The sequence below is a fragment of the Salmonella sp. SAL-020 genome, from assembly GCF_017372215.1.
In the GTDB taxonomy this organism is placed as follows: domain Bacteria; phylum Pseudomonadota; class Gammaproteobacteria; order Enterobacterales; family Enterobacteriaceae; genus Salmonella; species Salmonella enterica.
Genome location: NZ_CP071690.1, coordinates 4,403,572 through 4,429,344, shown reverse-complemented (window position 1 = coordinate 4,429,344; position 25,773 = coordinate 4,403,572). Strand labels below are relative to the sequence as shown.

The following is a 25,773-nucleotide window of genomic DNA, read 5'->3' as shown; positions in this document are numbered from 1 at the left end:
GACAGGTGAGTCTTAAAGCTATTTACTTTAGGGTAAAGCGCGCGTAGAACCGCGAATAATCAGCTCGCAATCCATTAAACGCGAGCCGCTGCTCACATTTTGCCCCTGCATCTGATCGAGCAACAGCAGCATCGCTTCGCGACCAATGTCAAAACGCGGCTGCGCCACGGTTGTCAACGGAGGGTCGCAAAACTCGGCCAGCGCGATATTGTCAAAGCCGATAATCGACAGATCGTCAGGTACTTTCAGACCCTGGCGCTTGGCCCAGGAGAGGGCGCCCAGCGCCATTACGTCGCTATGACAAAAGACGGCGGTAGGCGGCAACGGTTGCTCAAGCAACTGCTTTAATGCGTTTGCCCCGGCTTCAAAGGTAAAGTCGCCACGGGCGATGTAATGCGGATCGACCACAATGCCACTGCGTCTTAATGCCTGTACGTAACCTTGTAAGCGATAGTGACAGAGCGGCATATCTTCCGGCCCCGCAATACAACCAATCCGCTTGTGGCCCAAATCCAACAGGTAATTCATGGCGTTGAACGCGGCGGTCAGGTTATCGATATGTACCGTCGGCAATTCAAGCTCCGGCGCGAACTCATTCGACATCACCATCGGAGGCAAATTGCGCTGCTCCTCAACGCTGGCGTCAAAGGGCAGTCGGGAACTGAGAAGTACCATGCCGTCGATCTGTTTGGTGATGATGAGATTAAGAAAGGTTTTTTCTTTCTGGTTTTGATGGGCGCAATCGCCAATCAGCACCAGATACCCCTGTTCTGCCGCGGTCACTTCGATACCGCGGATAATTTCACTGAAGAAGGGATCGCAAATATCCGGGACAATCACCAAAATCGTACGGGATTCATTGCGTTTTACATTTCGCCCCATCGACTGCGGGAAATAACCCACTTCAAGCGCGGCCTGTTCAACCCGGCTACGGGTCGACTGGGAGACTTTATCGGGGTTCATTAACGCGCGGGATACGGTTGCCGTAGAGACTTTCGCCTTCAACGCAACATCCTTCATCGTAGCGGCAGTAACCTGCTTGTTCGATTTCACTCTTTCTCCTCGCCTGGGAACTGCTGGCGCAGATCTATCCCTGGTAACACTCATCGAAAACATTTTTATCAGATAGTGCGTGGAAGCGGTTACAGAATTTTCATAAAAAGTGTGATGGATCTTTAATTTTACGATCCGCCTCGCATCGTGAGGACTATCCTTCAATCGGATCGACGTCCAGAACCCATTTAACTTTCCGCGCTTCCGGGAGCGTATTGATCAACGCCAGCGTGCCGCTGATGATGTGTTGCAGGCGAATCCGTGAAGGATGCTGAAGTAAAATTTGCCAGCGATAGCGGCCGCCGCGTTTTGGCGCGAGGGCCGGAACCGGACCTAAGATCCACAGCTTATCGTCTGATAGCGGGCTGGCCTGAATCAGATTACGCAACTGTTGGAGAAAGACGGGCGCCTGCTGATTGTTATGATCCTCTGCGCGAATAATGACGTGGCTGGTCCACGGCGGAAGCTGGAGCGTTTGCCGTTCCGCCAGCGCCTGCTCCGCAAACGCATCATAGCCTTTATACAGTAACGTTTGCAGCAGGGGATGCTCAGGATGGTGCGTTTGGAGCACCACTTCGCCCTGTTTGCCCGCGCGCCCGGCGCGGCCGGAAACCTGAGTGTAGAGCTGGGCGAAGCGTTCCGCCGAACGAAAATCTGCGGAAAAAAGCGCGCCATCGACATCCAGCAACGCCACCAGTGTGACATCCGGAAAGTGATGGCCTTTCGCCAGCATTTGTGTGCCTATCAGGATGCGTGCTCCGCCGCGGTGAACTTCCGCCAGATGCTGCTCCAGCGCGCCTTTACGACTGGTGGTATCACGGTCGATTCGTGAGATCGGCACGCCGGGGAAGAAGGGCGCCAGCACCTGCTCCAGCTGTTCCGTCCCTAACCCAACCGGTAACATATGTGTGGAGCCGCAGGAGGGGCACTGACGCGGTACCGGACGCTGGCTGTCGCAGTGATGACAGCGTAAATGATGCTGCGCCTGGTGCAGCGTGTAGTAGTGATCGCAACGCGGGCACTCTGCAATCCAGCCGCAGTCGTGGCAAAGCAGCGCGGGCGCGAATCCCCGGCGGTTAAGAAATAAAATTACCTGATTGTCGGCCTGGAGATGTTGGCGCATACGGGCGATAAGGGCGGGCGCCAGTCCCGCCTGAAGACGCTGGCCTTTTAAATCCAGCACATGCTGCAGGGCTGGGCGGGCGTTGCCTGCGCGCCGCGTCAGACGCAGCATCCGGTATTTTTTCTGCCGCACGTTGCATAGCGTTTCCAGGGCTGGGGTGGCGGAGCCGAGAATAATCGGGATCTGCTCGCTATGGGCGCGATACACTGCCAAATCGCGGGCATGGTAGCGCCACCCTTCCTGCTGTTTATAAGAGCTGTCGTGCTCTTCGTCGATGACAATCACGCCAAGATTTTTAAACGGCGTAAACAGCGAGGAGCGCGTGCCGATGACAATCGCCGCTTCGCCGTTTTTCGCTTTCAGCCATGCCGAAAGACGCTCGCTGTCGTTTAGCCCGGAATGCAGCACTTCCACCGGCGCGTTAAAACGTTCGCGAAAACGGGCGATCGTTTGCGGCGTCAGGCCGATTTCCGGCACCATCACCAGCGCCTGTTTGCCCTGGGCGAGGACGTTTTCCAGCACGCTCAGATACACTTCGGTCTTGCCGGAACCGGTTACGCCTGCCAGCAACCAGGCGGAGAAACCGTCCGACGCGCTGTGAATTGCGCCGACTGCTGTCGCCTGTTCGGTATTCAGCCGCAGGCGCTCTCCTGCGATGGCATAATGCTCCCGCCAGTCGGTAAACGCGGGCGCTTCACTGGCAAGCTCACAAAGCCCCTTACGCCGCAGCGTTTGCAGCGTGGCGTCAGTAAAATCAAGCTCGGCTACCTGATAGCGCCAGATCTTTCCTTGCCGTAGCGCCGCCAGCGCCTGTTGTTGTTTGGCGGAGCGTTTCAGGCTGTTGATGTCGACGGCTTGCCCCTCTTCGGTGGCGAACCAATACCATAGGGGCGCGTTGCTGGCTGGTTTTCCCTGACGCAGTAAAACCGGCAGAGCGTGAAACAGAACGTCGCCGAGGGGGTGGTGGTAGTAATCCGCCGCCCAGAGGAGTAAGCGCCAGATGGAGGGAGAAAAGATTGGTTCGTTATCCAGGATGTCAATGACCGATTTTAATTCATCGAGCGGCAATTCGCTGTGGTCGCTAACCGAGACGACAATGCCCACGCGCTCTTGCTGCTTGCCGAACGGCACACGCACGCGGCACCCGGCTTTGGCGACCCCGCCTTCCGGCAGCAGGTAATCAAAGGTTCGGGGAAGCGGAACGGGCAAGGCAACGTGCGCGACGGACATAGCATCTTCCTGACTTGAAATTTCGTCGGGTAGTATACACATTACGATAAGGGAGCGCGGATCAGTTTGCATACGGTGGTCAAATTCTGTATGATTCGCCGCCTTTGGTGCGTGTTGTGAGCATCAAACCCTTTACTATTAACTTCGCGTGGTGTCTGGCGTTAGGGCTGGAAGAGCGACGCGGCCTTACACTGAGGTTCCCCATGAAAAAAGGTATTCACCCGAATTACGTAGAAATTACTGCAACCTGTTCTTGCGGTAATGTTATCAAAACCCACTCTACCGTGGGTCACGACCTGAACCTGGACGTGTGCGGCAAATGCCACCCGTTCTTCACTGGTAAGCAGCGTGTTGTTGATACCGGTGGTCGTGTTGAGCGCTTCAACAAGCGCTTCAGCATCCCTGGCAGCAAATAAGTTACCGCCAGAAAAAAAGCGCCGCAGGGCGCTTTTTTTGTTTTCTAGGGATAACAGTATTTGTTCAGACACATTCTGTGATCCGTAATCGCTTTCATTACGCTTCCTGCCGTGAGTTTTAACGAAGGATTTATAGTTAGTCCCGCGCTTTCCAGCCCCTTCGCTGTCCATTTATTGCAGGTATTGAGTATGCCGTAGCGGCCATTCGCGGCGTAAAACTGGCTATCGCCGTAAATTCCTTGTTTTAACGGAATCAGATTACCCTCTTCGTCACGCGCAAAGCTGCGGCCCAGATAGCGCATCAGACTGTTACGCTGGTTTGTGTGCAGGAGCAGTGATTTTATCTCGCTACCGGCGAAATAGCGTTCTGGTTTACCGGAAAAGGCGACGATGTGCATAACCGCGCCGGATGACCAGAACATGGCCTGGAGCGTAAGCGCGGTGGTTATTTCTTGTGACTGATAAAAGCCCTTATCGCCCCAGCCGATTTCATACCACTGCGTCTCCTGAGCGAACCGTTTTTTAAGCTGTGGCAGAACGGTATTAACATCATGGGCCGGCGCAATAATTCCCGTGTGCCAGCCATGACTGACGATATAGATTTCCGTCGGGTAGGGCTGTCCGCCTGTCGTAGGTTTTACGGCTTGTGGAAAGGTTGTGCAGCCATATAGCAATAAACTTAACCAGGCGATAAAGAGATTTTTCATGACATATCACCAGCAAAGGCGCGGTATGTTGTGGCGTTTGTCTAATGACGCTGCGCTTATCGGGTCGGTGCCGGATTGGTAATTCATTGATATTTTTGCATTCCTCTTCGAGGGCAATAAGGCGAATGTCATAACTACAATACGTTTTAACCATTCAGGCGGAAGTTAGCTTCCGCCTGTTTTACTTTTACTATCTCGCTTTATTTTTTAAACATCTGCTCTGGATCGATAATCAGCGCCCGATAACCCAGCATACCGGCACGGTTACTGTGTACTTTTAGCTCCAGCATCACATCCTGAGTACCGTCTTTGACTTCATCCAGAACGGAAACGATCGGTTTTGTACCGCTCATTCCCGCTGTGGCCGAGTACATGAACATCGTTTTGGTTTCCGGGCGATATTCCGTGACGGAAGTAATGGCGCTGTACCAGTCAAAACCGCGCTCTTTACCATATTCCCACATTTGGGAAACCGTCATATTTTTTTCGTCAATCTGATATTCCACGCCGCGGGAATATTTCATTGACGGCATGGCCGGTTGTTCCATGCCGCGCGCATCGCCGTTATCAAAGGCGGTCACGACGGTTTTACCTCCGGTGCTTTTGGATGGCACTAACCAACCGGTATGTTGTGTCCATGTCCAGTCAAATCCACCGTCGCAGTGGTGAGCTTCGCAGGTTAGCGGTTTACCGTTGCTGTCTACGGGTTTCAGCACTTTTTTCGCCAGTTCGCCTTTCCAGCCGGATGGATCGGAAAGTATCCATTTCACTTTTTTATCGCGGCCAATTTTGATGATGGCAGACTGGTGGCGCGAGCTAATGATAATGCTGTCGTCGCGAGGATCGTAGCTGACGGAGTTAACATGCGCCCAGTTGCGGCCCGGGCCGGAGCCCGCGATATCGCCGAAGGGTTGTTTTGCAAGCTGCTCTTTGGTCATGACCTGACCGGAATGTTCGGCATCGACGCTCAAACATACCGCTCCCTGATCCATCGCCAGAATAACGTCGTCACGATAGGGGTCGAGGATTTTTGGCAGATCCCAGTAATCGACGGTATCGCCGTTCTGGTCAACTTCAAGAATATGATCACGCACAGTATTGATGGTGTATTTACCATTTAATGGATAATTTTCTTTTGCGACACGCAGCAGGTAGGTGCCTTTCGGCGTTTCGGTAATGGCGTGCGAAAAATCAATAAATCCTTTTGGCAGTCGTTTATCAGAAATAACGCGGCCTAAGAAATCATATTTAAAGTAACGTTGACCCTGGCCAAAAATAAGATTGCCATCGTTAACCTGATGGAAGCTCATCATGGAACCAAAACGCGTTATATCATCCTGGTTACGGAATTTATCAATATTCATATAGCCACGAACATCGCCATTCGTATCGCTAATCCAGTTGATACCGGTATAATCCCAGTTCGCCGCGCCGCCTGCGACATGCATAATGTGGCCGGCTCTTGGCATCCCCGTTATATGGTTAAAAAGATATAAGCGATTTTTAAGCGAGCTATCGACTTTAACCGGTTCTACCGTAGGAAGAACGGCAGTTTGCCCGGTAGTAGAGGGTAATGATACCGGTGCGGCGTAAATGGACCACGTATAAGTTTGTTTTTTACCTTCTTCAGTCCAGTCAACTTTAACCTTATTGACATAATCTGGATACAAGCCAAATACAGGTATGCCGTCATGGGTATTTATAGCCTGCGGGCCGACATCATAACTGATCGGGATACCTTTTTCCCCTTTCCCTAAAACGGTAACCTTCACGTCCTGTACATTATGATTGGCTTTATTAATGATTGCTGTTAATGGGAAAACGCCGCCGTAGGGAGCGACATCGACCATACCTAATGGCTCCTCATGGACTGGAATGACATCTGCTGATGCGACCATTGGCCTGTTTGGGTCTAAAACGCCTGAGGCCAAAACGCTGCCGCTCAAACACAGGCAGCATAATACAGGTAAGACTTTCCTTGTAAATAACATATTTATTTCCCCATTCGATATTATCGATAAAATGAATATATATTAACCTTCTTATTTATCGGAGATGAAAAAACATTTAAAAAAGTAAAACAATCCGCGGAGGGGAATAATGATGTTGGTCACAAATATGAGGTGTCCATGGTCTTTTTAACAATACTCATCGTTATACTATTTGTTCAGTAAATATATGGCGCTGTATTATTATTCATATGCGCTTTGCTACGTGAAACATTAAATAAATATTAGAAGTTTAAATATAATAAAATTATATCGGTTATAACATGCCGGGAATTTTTTCCAGGAAAATAACGAAGAGAAACTTATCATGTCTGACAAATTTATCCACCGAGGGCTATTCGGGAAGATGAACATTTAGAACAATGTCGGAGATAGCCGTGTACAAGGGGAATCGTTAAAAAAGCGCGGCCAGAGGCGTTCTGACCGCATGCTTTGCTATCAGTATTCCCACGTTTCCGGATCAATCCCCATCTCACGCATGATCTCTTTTGCCGCTTCCGGGATTTCATCGCTGCGCTCTTTTCGCAGATCGGCATCATCCGGCAAGGGTTGCCCGGTAAAGGCGTGCAGAAATGCTTCACACAACAGCTCGCTGTTGGTGGCGTGGCGCAGGTTGTTCACCTGACGACGCGTACGTTCATCGGTGAGGATTTTTAACACCTTCAGAGGAATGGAAACCGTAATTTTTTTGACTTGCTCACTCTTCTTACCGTGCTCAGCGTATGGGCTGATATATTCGCCGCTCCATTCAGCCATGAGATACTTAATCCTCTTCGTCATTAATATTGAGGTCTGAACCTGAGCCCGGACCATAATCGCGCGTAGTTTACCGTAGTGGCGCGGCCCTGACACGAAGTTAGCGGTCGCAGATGTGCGCTAATGCATATAATTTTAACGGCTATTTGCGGTTTGCTCAATCTATACGCAAAGAAGTTTAGATGTCCAGATGTATTGACGTCTATTGTGGTAGTGGTTAATCTGTGGCCTGACTTTCACCGACTCAGCCAGGAATATCTTCATATGACGCGTAAACAGGCCACTATCGCAGTGCGTAGCGGATTAAACGATGACGAACAATACGGCTGCGTTGTGCCGCCAATCCATCTCTCCAGTACCTATAACTTTACCGGTTTCAATGAGCCGCGCGCGCATGATTATTCCCGCCGCGGTAATCCCACGCGTGATGTTGTTCAGCGCGCATTAGCGGAACTGGAAGGCGGCGCGGGCGCGGTATTGACGAATACCGGCATGTCGGCGATTCATCTGGTCACCACCGTTTTCCTCAAGCCGGGCGATCTGCTGGTCGCGCCGCATGATTGCTATGGCGGCAGTTATCGTCTGTTTGACAGTCTGGCGACACGCGGCTGTTATCGTGTGCGGTTTGTCGATCAGGGCGATGAACGCGCCTTACAGGCGGCGCTGGAAGAAAAACCGAAGCTGGTACTGGTAGAAAGTCCAAGTAATCCATTGTTACGCGTGGTGGATATTGCGAAAATCTGTCGGCTGGCGCGCGAGGCGGGCGCAGTGAGCGTCGTTGATAACACGTTTTTAAGCCCGGCGCTGCAAAATCCGCTGGCGTTGGGTGCCGATCTGGTGTTGCATTCATGCACGAAATATCTCAACGGTCATTCGGATGTCGTGGCCGGCGTGGTGATTGCGAAAGATCCGGAAGTGGTCACTGAACTGGCGTGGTGGGCGAATAATATTGGCGTGACCGGCGGGGCGTTTGATAGCTATCTGCTGCTGCGCGGTTTGCGAACTCTGGTGCCGCGTATGGAGCTGGCGCAGCGCAACGCGCAGGCGATTGTGAAATATCTGCAAACCCAGCCGTTGGTGAAAAAACTGTATCACCCGTCGCTGCCGGAAAATCAGGGGCATGAAATTGCCGCGCGCCAGCAAAAAGGCTTTGGCGCAATGTTGAGTTTTGAACTGGATGGGGATGAGGAGACGCTGCGTCGTTTTCTGGGCGGGCTGTCGCTGTTTACGCTGGCGGAATCTTTAGGGGGAGTGGAAAGTTTGATCTCTCACGCCGCCACCATGACGCATGCCGGTATGTCGCCGCAGGCGCGTGCCGCCGCCGGGATCTCCGAAACGCTACTGCGTATCTCCACCGGTATTGAAGATGGCGAAGATTTAATTGCCGACCTGGAAAATGGCTTCCGGGCTGCAAACAAGGGGTAAACATGAGTGTGATTGCGCAGGCAGGGGCGAAAGGTCGTCAACTGCATAAATTTGGCGGCAGTAGTCTGGCGGATGTGAAGTGTTACCTGCGTGTCGCAGGCATTATGGCGGAGTATTCGCAGCCTGACGATATGATGGTAGTGTCCGCCGCAGGCAGTACCACCAACCAGTTGATTAGCTGGCTCAAGTTAAGCCAGACCGATCGCCTTTCTGCGCATCAGGTATTACAGACGTTACGCCGCTACCAGTGCGATCTGATTAGCGGGCTGCTTCCCGCCGACGCGGCAGATGACTTAACCAGCGCTTTTATCAGCGATCTGGAACGTCTTGCCGCCTTGCTCGACGGCGGCGTAACGGATGCCGTCTATGCTGAGATTGTCGGACACGGCGAAATTTGGTCGGCGAGATTGATGTCCGCCGTCCTGAATCAGCAGGGGCTGGATGCCGCCTGGCTGGACGCGCGCGCATTTTTACGCGCCGAACGCGCCGCACAGCCGCAGGTTGATGAAGGGCTATCTTATCCTTTATTGCAACAGCTACTGGCGCAGCATCCGGGCAAACGTCTGGTCGTGACCGGCTTTATCAGCCGCAATCATGACGGCGAAACGGTCCTGTTAGGCCGGAACGGTTCCGACTATTCCGCCACGCAAATCGGCGCGCTGGCGGGCGTTTCCCGCGTGACCATCTGGAGCGATGTCGCGGGCGTTTATAGTGCCGACCCGCGCAAAGTGAAAGATGCCTGCCTGCTGCCGTTGCTGCGTCTGGACGAAGCCAGCGAGCTGGCGCGTCTGGCGGCGCCTGTTCTGCACGCCCGTACGCTACAGCCAGTGTCCGGCAGCGATATCGATTTGCAGTTGCGCTGTAGCTACACGCCGGATCAAGGGTCAACCCGAATTGAACGAGTGCTGGCTTCCGGGACGGGCGCGCGTATCGTGACCAGTCACGATGATATCTGTCTGATTGAGTTTCAGGTGCCCGCCAGCCAGGATTTCAGGCTGGCGCATAAAGAGCTCGACCAAATTTTAAAACGGGCGCAGGCGCGTCCGCTGGCAGTGGGCGTGCATCGCGATCGCCAGCTATTGCAGTTCTGCTATACCGCCGAGGTAGCGGATAGCGTACTGAAACTCCTCGACGATGTCGGGCTGCCGGGCGAATTGCGCCTGCGGCAGGGGCTGGCGCTGGTGGCGATGGTCGGTGCGGGCGTTACTCGCAATCCGCTACACTGCCATCGCTTCTGGCAGCAGCTTAAAGGTCAGCCAGTGGAATTTACCTGGCAGTCGGAGGAGGGCATCAGTCTGGTGGCGGTGCTGCGTACCGGCCCAACTGAGAGCCTGATTCAGGGGCTGCATCAGTCGGTTTTCCGCGCCGAAAAACGCATTGGCCTGATGCTGTTCGGTAAGGGGAACATCGGCTCCCGTTGGCTGGAACTGTTTGCCCGTGAACAAAGCACGCTTTCCGCGCGTACTGGCTTTGAATTTGTGCTGGCGGGCGTGGTGGATAGCCGCCGTAGCCTGCTGAATTATGAAGGGCTGGATGCCAGCCGCGCGCTGGCATTCTTTGATGATGAAGCCGTTGAGCAGGACGAAGAGTCGCTATTCCTGTGGATGCGTGCGCATCCGTATGATGATTTAGTGGTGCTGGATGTGACAGCAAGCGAGCAACTGGCCGATCAGTATCTTGATTTCGCCAGCCACGGTTTTCATGTGATTAGCGCCAATAAACTGGCGGGCGCAAGCGCCAGCGATAAGTATCGCCAGATTCATGACGCGTTTGAAAAAACCGGGCGTTACTGGCTGTATAACGCCACCGTGGGCGCGGGATTGCCGATCAACCACACGGTGCGGGATCTGATTGACAGCGGCGATACGATTCTCTCGATCAGCGGGATCTTCTCCGGGACGCTATCCTGGCTGTTCCTGCAATTTGACGGCACGGTGCCGTTTACCGATCTGGTGGATCAGGCCTGGCAGCAGGGGCTGACCGAACCCGATCCGCGCGTCGATCTTTCCGGAAAAGATGTCATGCGTAAGCTGGTGATTCTGGCGCGCGAGGCGGGATACTACATCGAGCCGGATCAGGTGCGTGTAGAATCGTTGGTGCCGGCGCACTGTGAAGAAGGGTCTATCGATCACTTTTTCGAAAACGGCGACGCGCTGAATGAACAGATGGTGCAGCGTCTGGAGGCAGCCCGCGAACTGGGGCTGGTGTTGCGTTACGTGGCGCGTTTCGACGCCAATGGCAAAGCGCGCGTCGGCGTTGAAGCGGTGCGTCCGGAACATCCGCTGGCGGCGCTGCTGCCGTGCGATAATGTCTTTGCTATTGAAAGCCGCTGGTATCGCGATAACCCGCTGGTGATCCGTGGGCCGGGCGCGGGCCGCGATGTGACCGCCGGGGCGATTCAGTCGGATATCAACCGCCTGGCGCAGTTGCTGTAATAAAGGCAAGTTCGTGAGCGAAGCGCCGGGTTGCGCTTCGCTCCCTCATCAATACGTTATGCAGTCATTCTGTAGATACTGATATACGAAGCGCCATCCGATTGCTGACGAAACATTATGGCGTGATGCTTTTTACATTCTCAACCCGGACATCCATCCGGGGGTAAGGAATATTGATGCCGTTTTCATCCATCGCTTCCTTGATATTTTCCAGAAGATCGTAGTAAGTACTCCAGTACTGAGCGTTGGGCACCCATACGCGAACATAGAAATTCAGGCTAGAGGGCGCAAGTTCGCCCAGGCGGACCGTAATATCGCGGGTTTTATCAATGCGATGATCTTGTTCAATAATACGATGTATCACGCTTTTTACGTCAGCAATACGGCTTTGGTAATCCACGCCAATAATCAGATCAATACGTCGATAGGGGTGTCGTGAATAGTTGATAATATTATCAGCAATAATTTTACCATTCGGGATGACAACTTCTTTGCTATCCGCAGTGAGCAGAGTGGTGGAGAAAATATGGACCTTTTCTACTGTGCCGATAACCAGGCCAATTTGTACAATTTCCCCGGCGCGGAAAGGACGCAGGGAGACAAGCAGTACGCCTGCGGCAAAGTTGGAAAGTGCCCCTTGCAGCGCCAGACCAATGGCTAAACCCGCCGCGCCGATAACGGCAATAATTGAGGAGGTTTCTATACCGACACGGCCAAGAGCGGCTACTGCCGTGAAAGCTATCGTGATGTAGCGAACCAGCGCGGAGAAAAAGTGGACAATAGTGGCATCCACTTGCCGCCTGAGAAGTAATTTTTCCAGCCCCCTCGATAGTAAGCGAGCTATTAACTTACCGATGAAAAGTAGAATGATGGCGGCAACAACATTCCAGCCAAAATGAATTACCGAGTCACTGTGCTCGGCCATCCATTTGATCGCGCCTTTAATTTTTGGAAATAACTCAAAACCTTCCATGTTTATCCTCTGTCAGCAGTATCCGCGGTATTAGCGGTAATAAAACGGTTCATTTTTGCCTGGATAATCGCCGCGCCGACGGGTGGCAGCAGTAACGCCCAGAATAGTGTCCAGCCGGTTCGTATTCCGCCATCTTCGTTTTTATTCGCCAGCAGAGCGCGGATTTCGTCGCTAAGCGTCAGACACAATATGGCTGTGCCAAACGGCATAATGGCTGACAGCCATCCCGCGCCACATGCGGTCATGAGTCGGGGCGAAGGCGCCACAAATTGTATTTCCCGGTGAATTCTGAAGAACCAATAAATAATATAAAATGGAATGAAAAAGGCCAATAATGCGACGACAACGGGTTCTGCGCACTCAGGTCGCTGGGTTGATGAGAACCTTTTGGGCGGTGCAATATAGAAAAGTTCTTTTTTGAGCGGTAATAGTAGCAAAAGCGCGATAACCGCTAAAGTAATTACGGTTATTCCTATATAAGGAATTGAGTATATAAATATAGACAGATAGCCAGCGATGATAAATTTGAACAGTAAGCAGAGGCTAAATAAAATAACAAATGTCTGAGCACTGCCGATAGCGCTGAAAAGCAGCATGGGGACTAACAGCGTTACGATCCCCATACCCAGATTAATTAAAAACTGCGCTATGATAAGCCTGACTACGTCAGACGGGCCATTTATGCAGAAGGAACAGACCACGCCAATGATTAACAGGAGCGCAACAAAGTAGAAGGGGTAACAATTTTTTATACGGCAGACAAACCAGCTGGCAACCATACCCAGGAGGTATCCCAGTTGGCCGCAAACGAGAATAACACCAATACGATCGGCTGGAATAGACAGTGATTTACTCCAAAAATAAACACCATACGACGATCCCAGCGAACTGATAAAAGAGAGCACCAAAAAGAAAAAAGTGATCCCCCAGAATCGATAGCTACTCAGGAGATCGGCGCAGGTCCATTTTTTATCTGACATTGACGGTAAAGTAATTTCCATATTTATCCCTTGTTTTCCATAGAAAATAAGAATGTATAGAACTATTTAAATTGATAATAAATATTGATTATGTGAATAACGTTTATAGCCAATTTTAACTTAAAACGAAGGGCCATTTTATCAAATAGTTCTATTCTTTTTCAGCGTATAAAAGTAGGATGTGAGGTGATTAAATCTATAGCGCCTTCTGAATGATAATCTGTGATTTTTTATGCGTGGCATTACATCATTGGGTTAAATGTGATTCCATTGTGAGTTATATTTTTCCGTCAGCAAATACAGAATTTGCGTGACGCGTTTGGCGGAATAGTGGGCGCTTTGCTGGAATTCAGGCTGTTGCCATAGCCAGGTAACAAAGCGGCGACTAGCCGCCAGATTAACGGCGACACCTTGTTCTAAGTGGGAACCGGTTAACGAACAGACCATTTTGCGGTTGTGACCTTGCCCCCAGAGCTGCCACTGATTTTGCCACCATCCCTGCCATGTTTTGCCTAACAGTTGCCACTCTGCGCGGCAATCGTCATCGTTTATCTCTTCCTCAACGAACCACAGCGAGGAGAGACGCTGGCGAAACCGCTCCGCCCATGCCGTAATGACCGCGCCGCGCAAAAAACACTCATGGGCAATGATGTGTGTCGTGACATCAGGAAAACGGTTTTTCAGCACCCGAAAATGACCATGCGCCGTAATGACCGGGCGAAGTATTGTTCCTTGCGCGTTCCGTTTAAGCGCCGCCGGGCCATACTGAATCTCATCGAACTGGCTGCGCTGTAAAAATTGCCGTTCTTTAATGGCGATACGGTGAATAATATCGCCCTTCTCGCCCTCGGGCGGCGCAATTCCTTTCCAGTGGTAATGCAAACTTTTTCCGGCAGACAGTAACGTGAAATTGCTGGAAAGGTGAAGAATATTGCCGCGAACAGCGTCAAAACTGAATAAAAAGTACAATTGCTGGAAGGCATTCGCTCCCTGAAACGGTACGAGCAGCGGAATACTGCAAATCTGTTCCGGCGTTTCGGCGACATTCAGCGCGTGCTGTTTTGGCGTCCAGACTTTCTTACAGTACTGGCACTGAAGTCGCTGCGTTCCGCCGGGATTACGTCCATAACGAATCCATGTTTTTTGATAGCAATCGGGGCAAAAGTGACCATGCTCTTTGGCATATTGCGCGATATAAGCAGACGCCCAGCGGCGAAATTCCCCCTCGTTGAAGAGCGGCGGATAACTGCCGCAGGCTCGACAATGCAATGCCGGATAACCCAGGCGATAGTCCGGCCACACATAATCCGGCGAGTCAGGCAGCCCAAGATTGCGACAACCAGCGCTTTTGCAGGCATTAATGGTGAACAGAGGCGGCATTCATTTTACCAACGATTTTGGCAGGTCGTTGATTCTGCCTTCATAAAGCGGTACGCGGGTGTGAGGACTCTCACATAAAAAAACCTTTCAGAACGTAACGTAGCGAATCTTTATATGACTGAAAGGGACTTATTTATGAAAGTAAAACTGCTTGCTGCCGGTATTTTGTTCACGCTGCCGTTCTGGGCCTGCGCCAAAGATGTCACCATTATTTACACCAACGATCTACACGCCCATGTGGAGCCTTATAAAGTACCGTGGATTGCTGACGGTAAACGCGATATTGGCGGTTGGGCCAATATCACTACGCTGGTGAAGCAGGAAAAAGCCAAAAATAAGGCGACGTGGTTTTTTGATGCCGGAGATTACTTTACCGGACCGTATATCAGCAGCCTGACGAAGGGTAAAGCGATTATCGATATTTTGAATACCATGCAGTATGACGCTGCCACTATCGGTAATCATGAGTTCGATCATGGCTGGGACAATACATTGTTGCAACTGAGCCGAGCAAAATTCCCTATCGTGCAGGGCAATATTTTTTATGAGGACAGCAGTAAATCCTTCTGGGATAAGCCGTACACCATTGTTGAAAAAGATGGCGTCAAGATTGGCGTAATCGGCTTACACGGTGTCTTTGCTTTTAATGATACGGTATCCGCCGCGACGCGCGTGGGCATTGAGGCACGCGATGAGATTAAGTGGCTGCAACGTTACATTGATGAACTTAAAGGTAAAGTCGATCTGACCGTCGCGCTGATCCACGAAGGCACCCCGGCCCGCCAGTCCAGCATGGGGAATACCGATGTGCGACGCGCGCTGGATAAAGATATTCAGACCGCAAGTCAGGTAAAAGGGCTGGATATTTTGATTACCGGCCACGCGCATGTCGGTACGCCGGAACCGATTAAAGTCGGTAATACGCTGATTCTTTCAACGGACAGCGGCGGCATTGATGTCGGCAAATTGGTGCTGGACTACCAGGAAAAGCCGCATCAGTTTACCGTGAAGAACTTCGAGCTGAAGACCATTTTTGCTGATGAGTGGAAGCCAGATCCGCAAACGAAACAGGTGATCGACGGCTGGAACAAAAAGCTCGATAAAGTCGTGCAGCAAACGGTGGCGCAGTCGCCGGTTGAGCTGACCCGCGCGTATGGCGAATCGTCGTCGCTGGGGAATCTGGCGGCGGATGCGCTGCTTTTTACGGCGGGGAAAGACACCCAGTTAGCGCTTACTAACTCTGGCGGTATCCGCAACGAAATCCCGGCTGGCGCGGTGACGATGGGGGCGGTAATCAGTACCTTCCCGTTCCCTAATGAACTGGTCACGATGGATTTAACCGGTAAACAATTGCGCAGCCTGATGGAGCATGGCGCTGGCTTAAGCAACGGCGTATTGCAGGTGTCTAAAGGGCTGGAGATGAAGTATGACAGCAGCAAACCTGTCGGCCAGCGGGTTACCGTGCTGACGCTCAATGGCAAGCCGATTGATGATGCGGCGGTTTATCACATCGCTACCAACAGCTTCCTTGCCGACGGCGGCGACGGTTTTGCGGCATTCACGGAAGGCCAGGCGCGGAATACCTCCGGCGGCTACTATGTGTCGAATGCGATAGTCGATTACTTTAAGGCGGGCAACACCATCACGGATGAGCAGCTCAAAGGAATGCGCGTTGCGGATGTGAAGAAGTAAGGGGTTACTTGCCTGTGCGCAATGGCCTTTAGCGCATTCAGGCCGGACGGCGGTATGTCTGGCCTGGATCATTCGTGGACCGCGGATATCAACCGTCTGGCGTAGCGCCTGCAATTTTGCCGGGTTACGCGCTGTGTTCCCGGCATGTTCCTGCTGAAATTTACCCCTCTATCCGGTGGTCTGCGTCCTGCGTAAAAAGTGGCGGGGTGCGGGGGAAACTTTCCCTGCGAAAATCATCGCATGATGAATTTTCGGGGGAACCGCATGATAAACAACGATCCGCTTTTTGATCTGCTTAACAAAGAGCAACAGCGCCAGCAGCACTCGCTGGAACTGATTGCCTCGGAGAATTTCGCCAGCCCTGCCGTTCTTGCGGCACAAGGGTCGGTGTTAACCAATAAATACGCCGAAGGCTATTACCAGCACCGCTACTACGGCGGCTGTAAGTTCATTGATGAGGTTGAGATGCTGGCGATAACCCGCGCGCAGCAACTTTTCGGCGCGCGTTACGTTAACGTGCAGCCTCACTCCGGCAGCCAGGCGAATCAGGCGGTATATCTGGCGCTGCTGAAACCCGGCGACAAAATTCTGGGCATGAGCCTGCAATGCGGCGGCCATCTCACTCACGGTTCGCCGGTCAATCAATCCGGTAAATGGTTTAACGCCTTTCATTATGGCGTCGATGCGCATAGCGGTCTTATTGATATGGATGAGGTTGAGACGATCGCGAAGCGTGAGCGCCCGCGGCTGATTATCGCCGGGGGATCGGCCTACCCACGACACTATGATTTTGCCCGCTTTCGCCGCATTGCCGATGCCGTCGGCGCGATACTGCTGGTGGATATGGCGCATTTTGCCGGGCTGGTGGCGGGCGGCTGTTTCCCCTCGCCGCTGGCGTATGCCGATGTGATTACCACCACCACGCATAAAACGTTGCGCGGGCCGCGTGGCGGCATGATTCTGGCCAACGACGCCCGGCTGGCGAAAAAAATCGACAGCGCCATCTTTCCCGGCTTGCAGGGCGGGCCGTTGATGCACGTTATCGCGGCTAAAGCGGTGGCGCTTGGCGAAGCGCTACAGCCTGAATTTAAACGTTACGCCGGGCAGGTAATCGAAAATGCGCAAGCGATGTGTCAGCAACTGGCGCAGCGCGGCCTGACGCTGTTAACGGGCGGTACCGACTGCCATCTGGGCATTATCGACCTGCGCCCGCAGGGGTTAACCGGCGCCCAGGTGGAATACTTTCTCGAACTGGCGGGGATCACGGTCAATAAAAACACGCTGCCAGGCGATCCGCAGCCGCCGTCGATTACCTCCGGGATTCGCATTGGCAGCGCAGCCTGCGCCACCCGCGGAATGAATGCCGATGATTTTACGCTGATCGCGGACTGGATCAGTGAAATTATTTTTGCCATCAAGACGCCGAATATTACAGATATTTGCGCCGATATTCGGCAAAAAGTGACTAAATTAACCACCAACTATCCGTTGCCTTACCAATGATGAAACTTGCTGAAATTCAGGCGGCGTGCGGCGTTCTTTGTGTAGATCTCGCCGCTGTCGTTGACAATTATCAAACGCTGGCGCGCCATGTCGCCCCCGCGCAATGCGGCGCAGTACTGAAAGCCAATGGCTATGGTCTGGGGGCGGAGGCGATTGCGCCAGCCCTGTATGCGGCCAATTGCCGGATCTTTTTTGTCGCGCAACTTTCTGAAGGGGTGGCGCTACGTAAAATCCTGTCGGCTGACGCGATGGTGGTGTTGCTTAATGGCGTCATGCCGCAGGCGATGCCGCTTTGTTGCGCGCAACAGATCACGCCGTTGCTGAATTCTGTTGACCAGGTGATGGCGTGGCTGGCACTACAGGAGGCGCGGTCGCAGCGGCGTCCGGTTTTGATCCAGCTTGATTCCGGCATGTCGCGGCTGGGGGTGACGCCGGAGCAACTGGCGCGGCTGGCCGCGATTTTTCGCCAGCGTGGCTGGGCTGCGCCAGACTATATCATCAGCCATCTGGCGAACGCCGACAGGCCGGATCATGCGTTAAATGTCTATCAGCATACGCTACTCCAGCAGGCAAAAGAGGCATTCCCAACCAGCCGTTATTCGCTGGCAAATTCCTGCGGTATGTTTCTGCATCCGGCCTGGCGGGAAGATCTCTGCCGTCCGGGCGTTGCGCTGTTCGGCGTCGCCCAGCCGTGGTTTTCAACGCCGTTAAAACCGGCATTTACGCTGACGCTGAGCATTCTGCGTGTGCAAGACGTGCCAGTTGGGACGCCGATTGGCTACGGCAGTACGGTTACTACTACTCGCCCGCTGCGTATCGCCACGGTATCCGCCGGATACGCTGATGGGATTCCACGTAATTTGCGTCCTCCGGCGGGCGTGTGCTGGCGCGGGGTTCGGTTACCGGTATTGGGGCGGGTTTGCATGGACAGCTTTATGGTGGACGCCAGCGCCATCATGCCAACGCCTGGCGATGTTGTGGAGTTTATTGGCGTGAGCCAGACGCTGGAAGAGGTTGCCGCCGCCTGCGATACCATCCCTTATGAGATTATGACCCGGCTTGGCGGGCGTTTTCGGCGCATAATGCAGCCCGCAGAAGCTTGACTCCATTTTCAATCTCGTAGGGGGTAAACGCGGCGAATCCCAGCAGCCAGCCCGTGGGCGCGGGGTGCGTCAGCCAGAACTGGCGCATCCCGGCGATGTTTAACCCGGCCCGCCGCGCGGCGTTAAGGGTCTGTTGTTCGTCAATACCTTCATGCAGCCAGCAGGGCATTTGTAATCCTCCGGGCGTCACGACCGGCGTCACCCAGTCACTAAGATGCTGATTGATGGCCTGCGCCAGGCACGCCTGCCGCACCGCGTACATACTGCGCATGGTGCGGATATGGGCGGCAAAATGGCCGGATGCGATAAATCGCGCCAGCGTCAATTGGGTCAACGCGGGCGTTGCGCCATCAAGCAAATTGCGCGCAGCGGCAAAATGCGCGGCCAGCGACGCAGGCACCACCAGATAACCAATGCGCAGACCGGGGTAGAGCGTTTTGCTGAAGGTGCCGACATACAGGGTGCGCTGCTCGCGATCTAACCCCTGCATACAGGCGACGGGCGCGCCGTTGTAGTGAAATTCACTGTCGTAGTCATCTTCGATAATCCAGGCATTATGCGTCCGCGCCCAGTCAATCAGGGCATGACGCCGCGCCAGAGAGAGCAAATGACCGGAGGGAAACTGGTGCGACGGCGTAACGTAAACCAGCGGCGCAGGCGGCAGTTTATCCACCCGAATACCGTCTCTATCGACTTCAATGGGAAGAAGGTTGAGCTGTGCGGCAGAGAATGCCTGACGTGCGCCGGGATAGCCTGGATTTTCCATCACCACCGACTGTCCGGCCTCTGCCAGCAGTTGCCCGCATAGCCAGAATGCCTGACGCGCGCCACTGACAATCACAATCTGCTGCGCGTCGACCTTCGCGCCGCGTTCAAAATTGAGATAATGAGCAATTTGCTGGCGCAGTTCCGGCTCTCCCTGCGGATCGCCATGCAGCATTAGCGTATGCGCCCGCTCGCGCTGGATCTGGCGGGCAAAATTCTGCCAAATGGTTTGCGGGAAGTTTCGCGTTTCCGCAAGGCCGAGCGTAAACGTCTGCACTCGGCGGGCATCGAAAGATACGGCGCGATCGGCAATCGTCTGCCAGCGGGCGCTAAGTGTGGGCGTCTGGCGAGGCGATGGCGGCAGGCTGTGCTGCCCCTGAATATGCGGAATCCCCTGGCGGCTGGCGAAACTCCCGGCCCCTTGCCTGCGGGTCATAAAGCCGTCGCGCTGAAGCTGGGAATAGGCATTTTCAACCGTATCTCTGGACAGGCGAAGCTGCTGCGCCAGCGCGCGAGCGGACGGCAGTTTTGCGCCATCGACCAGCGCGCCGGAAATGACCAACTGACGAAAAGCGTGGTACAGGCGCAGATGCAGCGGCAGGTTACGCCACACTTGCGCGTCGATCATGATATGTATCGACTCGAAATTCGCTGTGTTCATCTTCTGGTTCCCCCGTCCCTGCGTCGCCAAAGCCGTTGAATCATATCATTTACGCCTTATTTTTTATGTGTTGAAGAACACCCGGAACCGTATGAAGAAGGTATTGCTCAAGATGATGGAGAATGAAGTTTTTTCAACTTTGCTGAATATTCCTCATTCTTTAGCGTGATTTTTCAGTTGACGTCCTTCTGCTTTTCCGTCATTTTTACATCTGGACGTCTAAACGGATAGATGTTTACAACACAACAAATAATAACATGCGATTGATGAGGTAAGGTATGAGCTTTTTTCACGCCAACCAGCGGGAAGCCCTGAATCAGAGCCTGGCGGAAGTACAGGGTCAGATTAACGTTTCGTTTGAATTTTTCCCGCCGCGCACCAGTGAAATGGAGCAAACCCTGTGGAACTCCATCGATCGCCTGAGCAGTCTGAAACCGAAGTTTGTTTCGGTAACGTATGGCGCCAACTCCGGGGAGCGCGACCGCACTCATAGCGTTATTAAAGGCATTAAAGAGCGTACTGGGCTTGAGGCCGCGCCGCACCTTACCTGTATTGACGCCACCCGCGATGAACTGCGCACCATCGCCCGCGACTACTGGAATAACGGTATCCGCCACATTGTCGCTTTGCGCGGCGATTTGCCGCCGGACAGCGGTAAGCCGGAGATGTACGCCGCCGATCTGGTTGGTTTGCTCAAAGAGGTGGCCGATTTCGATATTTCAGTAGCAGCCTATCCGGAGGTACATCCGGAAGCGAAAAGCGCGCAGGCCGATCTGCTTAATCTGAAGCGTAAAGTGGATGCTGGCGCTAACCGCGCGATAACCCAATTTTTCTTCGATGTGGAAAGCTACCTGCGTTTTCGCGACCGCTGTGTTTCTGCCGGTATCGACGTAGAGATTATTCCCGGCATTTTACCGGTGTCTAACTTTAAACAGGCGAAAAAATTTGCCGATATGACCAATGTCCGCATTCCGTCCTGGATGTCACTGATGTTTGAGGGGCTGGATAATGACGCAGAAACCCGCAAGCTGGTGGGCGCTAACATTGCGATGGACATGGTGAAAATTTTAAGCCGTGAAGGAGTGAAGGATTTCCACTTCTACACGTTGAATCGTGCGGAAATGAGTTATGCCATTTGCCACACACTGGGCGTAAGACCGGGTTTATAACCTCCAGCTCCCTGCCGGGAGCTTTATTACACCTCATATTGATCTACATCTCTGTAACTAAAAATATAAAAGGTATTAGCTATCGAATCTGTGGATTAATTCAACTATATCTATTTGCTCCTGGTGTATATCGTAACGGTAACACTTTAAAAGGGAGCTGAGATATGAGCACGACCGACGATACCCATAACACGTTATCCACTGGAAAATGTCCTTTCCATCAGGGGGGGCATGACCGAAGCGCAGGCGCAGGGACTGCCAGCCGCGACTGGTGGCCGAACCAGCTTCGCGTGGATCTTTTGAATCAACATTCCAACCGTTCTAACCCGCTGGGTGAAGACTTTGACTACCGCAAAGAGTTTAGCAAGTTAGACTACTCCGCCCTGAAAGGGGATCTCAAGGCGCTGCTGACCGATTCACAACCGTGGTGGCCCGCCGACTGGGGCAGCTATGTCGGTTTGTTTATTCGTATGGCCTGGCATGGCGCTGGCACCTACCGTTCTATTGATGGTCGTGGCGGCGCGGGTCGTGGTCAACAGCGTTTTGCGCCGCTTAACTCCTGGCCGGATAACGTCAGCCTGGATAAGGCGCGTCGTTTGTTGTGGCCGATTAAGCAGAAATATGGCCAGAAAATTTCCTGGGCCGACCTGTTTATTCTGGCGGGTAACGTGGCGCTGGAAAACTCCGGCTTCCGTACCTTCGGTTTTGGCGCCGGGCGTGAAGATGTCTGGGAACCGGATCTGGATGTGAACTGGGGCGATGAAAAAGCCTGGTTGACTCACCGACACCCTGAAGCGCTGGCAAAAGCGCCGCTGGGCGCGACCGAGATGGGCCTTATCTACGTTAACCCGGAAGGGCCGGATCACAGCGGCGAACCACTTTCTGCCGCCGCCGCCATTCGCGCTACCTTTGGCAATATGGGGATGAACGACGAAGAAACCGTGGCGTTGATCGCTGGCGGGCATACCCTCGGTAAAACCCACGGCGCGGCAGCGGCATCCCATGTAGGGGCCGATCCGGAAGCCGCGCCGATTGAAGCGCAGGGCTTAGGTTGGGCCAGCAGCTATGGTAGCGGCGTTGGCGCGGATGCTATCACCTCCGGGCTGGAAGTGGTCTGGACGCAGACGCCGACCCAGTGGAGCAACTATTTCTTCGAGAACCTGTTCAAATATGAGTGGGTACAAACCCGTAGTCCGGCTGGCGCTATCCAGTTTGAAGCGGTAGACGCGCCGGATATCATCCCGGACCCGTTCGATCCGTCGAAAAAACGTAAGCCAACCATGCTGGTCACCGACCTGACGCTGCGTTTTGATCCGGAGTTCGAGAAGATTTCCCGCCGTTTCCTTAACGATCCGCAGGCCTTTAATGAAGCCTTTGCTCGTGCCTGGTTCAAACTGACGCACAGAGATATGGGACCAAAAGCGCGTTACATCGGACCGGAAGTGCCGAAAGAAGATCTGATCTGGCAGGACCCGTTGCCGCAACCGCTCTATCAGCCAACGCAGGAAGACATTATCAACCTGAAAGCGGCGATCGCTGCATCCGGGCTTTCTATTAGCGAGATGGTTTCGGTTGCCTGGGCATCCGCGTCTACTTTCCGCGGCGGCGATAAGCGTGGCGGCGCTAACGGCGCGCGTCTGGCATTGGCGCCTCAGCGCGACTGGGATGTCAACGCCGTTGCGGCTCGCGTTCTGCCGGTATTAGAAGAGATCCAGAAAACGACGAATAAAGCCTCGCTGGCCGATATTATTGTGCTGGCGGGCGTGGTCGGTATCGAGCAGGCGGCCGCTGCTGCGGGTGTCAGCATCAGCGTACCTTTTGCGCCGGGCCGGGTGGATGCGCGTCAGGATCAGACCGACATCGAGATGTTCTCGCTGCTTGAACCGATTGCCGATGGATTCCGTAACTATCGTGCGCGTCTGGATGTGTCGACGACCGAATCGCTGTTGATTGATAAAGCGCAGCAGTTAACGTTGACCGCGCCGGAAATGACGGTACTGGTTGGCGGGATGCGTGTGCTGGGAACCAACTTTGACGGCAGCCAGAACGGTGTCTTTACCGACAGACCGGGCGTGCTCAGCACAGACTTCTTCGCTAATCTGCTGGATATGCGTTACGAGTGGAAACCGACCGACGAATCTAATGAGCTGTTCGAAGGCCGGGATCGTCTGACTGGCGAGGTGAAATACACGGCGACCCGCGCCGATCTGGTGTTTGGTTCCAACTCCGTACTGCGCGCGCTGGCGGAAGTTTACGCGTGTAGCGATGCGCACGAGAAGTTTGTGAAGGACTTCGTCGCGGCATGGGTGAAAGTGATGAACCTGGACCGTTTCGATCTGCAATAATCTGATAGGTTAATTCGTCAGCGGCTGCTATTCGGTAGTCGCTGACGTTTTCCGCGTTTAATGCGAAAAATAACGAAAATGCCCCGTTACTTTCCAGTTAAATAATACATCTTCCTCCTGTGCTCCCGCGCCTATGTTATGCACAACCAGCGGCACCCCTTCAGGCGTGACGTTCAGGGACACCACGCCAATATGCGCAAGGCCGTTATCCAGCCGCCAGGAGACAATATCTCCCGGTTGATAATCGCTATATTTATCTGTCACCGGCAACGCTTTGTTTTGACGCTGGAACCAGGTTTCCAGATTCGGAACGCGGCGATGGTCGATATTGCTGTCCGGGCGTTTCAGCTTCCAGTTATTCGGGTAGGCAGAGAAATGCGCCTGCATGTCTTCATGTACCCGTTTCTGTAAATCAACCTGCTGACTGCGTAGCGCGCGGATGACGACATCTGCACATACTCCACGCTCCAGCGGAAGATCGCCATTCGGATAATCCAGACGAACATAGGCAGCATCATAAAATAGCGTCTTACCTATTTGTGTCCCGGCACTTTGGGCGATTGCAGCATTAGTTTGCGCCTGAACGGTTATTGGTCTGGTATCAGAGCGTGGCGAATGATGAGAGATATGGCTAATAAAAAAAGCAGCAAGAATACCGATAAGCGCCTGTGCGAATTTCATCTTCTTCGTCCGTGAAGTGTGTCAGTACGTCATTTGACTTTCCGCGGAGAGAATGGTGCGTGATAAAAAAGTCTATTTCAGGACAAAATGGACTGATTCCAGGCTATGGAATACCTGATGATAGCGCTTCGCTTACCCGGCCTGGATGATTGGATAACAAGGCCAGATAAGGTGCCTGTGTCGATATTCGGCAACTGAATTCTGTTGGGTCAGCAAGCTGAAATACTCCTGACTATCGTCAGGAGTATTGCTCAGACCTTATTCCCATTCCTGCAAAAAGCGTTGACCGTACTGGTCGGCGACCAGCAGCGCGGCGTACACTTCATCCGGCGTTGCGCCGCCAGGCATGTTATGAATAGTTTCACCTTCTGCGCAGGAGGCTTCCGCGACGGTGCGCATTTTTGCCGGAATATCCTGTTTAATATCCAGTTGCGCCAGCGTAATCGGCAGGCCAACGGAATGGCACAGCGCCGCAACGGTTTCGATTTCTTCGACCGGCGCGTTTTCCAGCACCAGTTGCGTCAGCGTACCGAAAGCGACCTTCTCACCGTGATAATAGTGGTGCGCATCCGGAATCGCCGTTAAACCGTTATGAATCGCGTGCGCTGCGGCCAGACCGCCGCTTTCAAAACCGACCCCGCTCAGGTAGGTGTTGGCTTCGATGACGCGTTCCAGCGCTGGCGTGACGACGTGCTGTTCGGCGGCCAACATGGCTTTTTCGCCTTCTTCGATCAGCGTGTTATAGCATAGCTCCGCCAGCGCCAGCGCGGCCTGTGTACACTTGCCGCCCGCCATTGTGGTGGCGCCGCTGCGTGAGCAGGCGCGCGCTTCAAACCAGGTCGCCAGCGCATCGCCGATACCGGCTGCCAGCAGACGCGCCGGCGCGCCCGCCACTATCTGCGTATCGACAATGACCATATTCGGGTTATGCGGCAGCAGCAGATAACGGTCAAACTCACCGGCATCGGTATAAATAACCGAGAGTGCGCTGCACGGTGCGTCGGTAGAGGCGATGGTCGGCGCGATAGCGACCGGGACATTCATAAAGTGCGCCAGCGCTTTGGCGGTATCCAGCGTTTTACCGCCGCCGATACCCAGTACGGCGCCACACTGACTTTTTTCGGCGACGGCGCGCAGCCTGTCGATCTCATTTTGCGAACATTCGCCGCCAAACGGGGCGATTTCTACTGACAAACCGGCATCCGTCAGGCTTTTGCGCAGCGTCTCTTCGGCAAATCCCAGCACGAATTTATCGCCCACAACCAGCCAGTTGTTCGCCATTGGTTTTAAATAATCGCCAAGACGCGCGATGACGTTTGCACCCTGAATATACTTACCTGGTGACTGAATAATGCGATCCATACATT

At 53.4% G+C, this 25,773-nt stretch carries 19 protein-coding genes; 8 read left to right on the top strand and 11 right to left on the bottom strand.

The window, feature by feature from the left end; all coding sequences use genetic code 11:
* Positions 1 to 27: 27 nt before the first annotated feature.
* Both cytR and priA read right to left on the bottom strand, forming a co-directional pair.
* Positions 28 to 1,053: a DNA-binding transcriptional regulator CytR gene (gene cytR / locus J1G48_RS21380; protein WP_000841337.1), complete on the bottom strand. Its 1,026-nt coding sequence runs from the start codon at positions 1,051 to 1,053 to the stop codon at positions 28 to 30.
* 154 nt (positions 1,054 to 1,207) lie between these two features.
* The gene (gene priA, locus J1G48_RS21375; protein ID WP_000109382.1) at positions 1,208 to 3,406 is read right to left on the bottom strand and encodes a primosomal protein N'; all 2,199 of its coding nucleotides are present in this window, start codon (positions 3,404 to 3,406) and stop codon (positions 1,208 to 1,210) included.
* A gap of 203 nt (positions 3,407 to 3,609) precedes the next feature.
* Between priA and rpmE the strand changes: the two genes are divergently transcribed.
* Positions 3,610 to 3,822, top strand: a complete 213-nt coding sequence (rpmE, locus tag J1G48_RS21370; protein ID WP_000715284.1) for a 50S ribosomal protein L31 — start codon at positions 3,610 to 3,612, stop codon at positions 3,820 to 3,822.
* A 44-nt stretch (positions 3,823 to 3,866) separates the two neighbouring features.
* Here rpmE and J1G48_RS21365 read toward each other — a convergent pair whose 3' ends face one another.
* From J1G48_RS21365 to metJ, 3 genes are all read right to left on the bottom strand, one after another.
* Positions 3,867 to 4,529, bottom strand: coding sequence for a TIGR02117 family protein (locus J1G48_RS21365; RefSeq protein WP_000792803.1), 663 nt, complete (start codon positions 4,527 to 4,529; stop codon positions 3,867 to 3,869).
* Positions 4,530 to 4,729: 200 nt separating this feature from the next.
* Positions 4,730 to 6,520, bottom strand: a complete 1,791-nt coding sequence (locus J1G48_RS21360; RefSeq protein ID WP_000899631.1) for an aryl-sulfate sulfotransferase — start codon at positions 6,518 to 6,520, stop codon at positions 4,730 to 4,732.
* Positions 6,521 to 6,976: 456 nt separating this feature from the next.
* Positions 6,977 to 7,294: a met regulon transcriptional regulator MetJ gene (metJ, locus tag J1G48_RS21355; RefSeq protein ID WP_000852811.1), complete on the bottom strand. Its 318-nt coding sequence runs from the start codon at positions 7,292 to 7,294 to the stop codon at positions 6,977 to 6,979.
* 264 nt (positions 7,295 to 7,558) lie between these two features.
* Here metJ and metB point away from each other — a divergent pair, with 264 nt between their 5' ends.
* Together metB and metL are read left to right on the top strand one after the other, a co-directional pair.
* On the top strand, positions 7,559 to 8,719 hold the full coding sequence (metB, locus tag J1G48_RS21350) for a cystathionine gamma-synthase (RefSeq protein ID WP_000197216.1): 1,161 nt from the start codon (positions 7,559 to 7,561) through the stop codon (positions 8,717 to 8,719).
* Positions 8,720 to 8,721: 2 nt separating this feature from the next.
* Positions 8,722 to 11,154: a bifunctional aspartate kinase/homoserine dehydrogenase II gene (gene metL, locus J1G48_RS21345; RefSeq protein WP_000110813.1), complete on the top strand. Its 2,433-nt coding sequence runs from the start codon at positions 8,722 to 8,724 to the stop codon at positions 11,152 to 11,154.
* A 115-nt stretch (positions 11,155 to 11,269) separates the two neighbouring features.
* On the opposite strand, the gene mscS is transcribed toward metL, so the two are convergent.
* From mscS to J1G48_RS21330, 3 genes are all read right to left on the bottom strand, one after another.
* Positions 11,270 to 12,127, bottom strand: a complete 858-nt coding sequence (gene mscS / locus J1G48_RS21340; protein WP_000398247.1) for a small-conductance mechanosensitive channel MscS — start codon at positions 12,125 to 12,127, stop codon at positions 11,270 to 11,272.
* 2 nt (positions 12,128 to 12,129) lie between these two features.
* The gene (locus J1G48_RS21335; RefSeq protein ID WP_000406824.1) at positions 12,130 to 13,128 is read right to left on the bottom strand and encodes a hypothetical protein; all 999 of its coding nucleotides are present in this window, start codon (positions 13,126 to 13,128) and stop codon (positions 12,130 to 12,132) included.
* Between the two features lie 234 nt (positions 13,129 to 13,362).
* Positions 13,363 to 14,487, bottom strand: coding sequence for a hypothetical protein (locus J1G48_RS21330; RefSeq protein WP_001134811.1), 1,125 nt, complete (start codon positions 14,485 to 14,487; stop codon positions 13,363 to 13,365).
* A 135-nt stretch (positions 14,488 to 14,622) separates the two neighbouring features.
* On the opposite strand from J1G48_RS21330, the gene J1G48_RS21325 reads away from it, so the two are divergent.
* The 3 genes from J1G48_RS21325 to J1G48_RS21315 all read left to right on the top strand — a co-directional run bounded on the left by J1G48_RS21325 (position 14,623) and on the right by J1G48_RS21315 (position 18,785).
* A complete protein-coding gene (locus tag J1G48_RS21325) occupies positions 14,623 to 16,179 on the top strand; it encodes a bifunctional UDP-sugar hydrolase/5'-nucleotidase (RefSeq protein ID WP_000865260.1) in 1,557 nt (518 codons plus the stop codon).
* 264 nt (positions 16,180 to 16,443) lie between these two features.
* On the top strand, positions 16,444 to 17,682 hold the full coding sequence (locus J1G48_RS21320; RefSeq protein WP_000609327.1) for a serine hydroxymethyltransferase: 1,239 nt from the start codon (positions 16,444 to 16,446) through the stop codon (positions 17,680 to 17,682).
* The gene (locus J1G48_RS21315; protein WP_000976814.1) at positions 17,679 to 18,785 is read left to right on the top strand and encodes an alanine racemase; all 1,107 of its coding nucleotides are present in this window, start codon (positions 17,679 to 17,681) and stop codon (positions 18,783 to 18,785) included. The genes J1G48_RS21320 and J1G48_RS21315 overlap by 4 nt, the downstream gene beginning before the upstream one ends.
* Here J1G48_RS21315 and J1G48_RS21310 read toward each other — a convergent pair.
* Positions 18,730 to 20,211, bottom strand: a complete 1,482-nt coding sequence (locus tag J1G48_RS21310; protein ID WP_001090461.1) for a PLP-dependent aminotransferase family protein — start codon at positions 20,209 to 20,211, stop codon at positions 18,730 to 18,732. The genes J1G48_RS21315 and J1G48_RS21310 overlap by 56 nt on opposite strands.
* Positions 20,212 to 20,489: 278 nt before the next feature.
* Here J1G48_RS21310 and metF point away from each other — a divergent pair, with 278 nt between their 5' ends.
* A complete protein-coding gene (gene metF, locus J1G48_RS21305; protein ID WP_000007505.1) occupies positions 20,490 to 21,380 on the top strand; it encodes a methylenetetrahydrofolate reductase in 891 nt (296 codons plus the stop codon).
* A gap of 164 nt (positions 21,381 to 21,544) precedes the next feature.
* Positions 21,545 to 23,725, top strand: coding sequence for a catalase/peroxidase HPI (gene katG, locus J1G48_RS21300; protein ID WP_000108105.1), 2,181 nt, complete (start codon positions 21,545 to 21,547; stop codon positions 23,723 to 23,725).
* Positions 23,726 to 23,782: 57 nt separating this feature from the next.
* Here katG and J1G48_RS21295 read toward each other — a convergent pair whose 3' ends face one another.
* Together J1G48_RS21295 and J1G48_RS21290 are read right to left on the bottom strand one after the other, a co-directional pair.
* Complete coding sequence (locus tag J1G48_RS21295) at positions 23,783 to 24,406, bottom strand: DUF1287 domain-containing protein (protein WP_000666689.1); 624 nt, start codon at positions 24,404 to 24,406, stop codon at positions 23,783 to 23,785.
* 258 nt (positions 24,407 to 24,664) lie between these two features.
* The gene (locus J1G48_RS21290) at positions 24,665 to 25,768 is read right to left on the bottom strand and encodes a glycerol dehydrogenase (RefSeq protein ID WP_000374031.1); all 1,104 of its coding nucleotides are present in this window, start codon (positions 25,766 to 25,768) and stop codon (positions 24,665 to 24,667) included.
* Between the last annotated feature and the right edge of the window lie 5 nt (positions 25,769 to 25,773).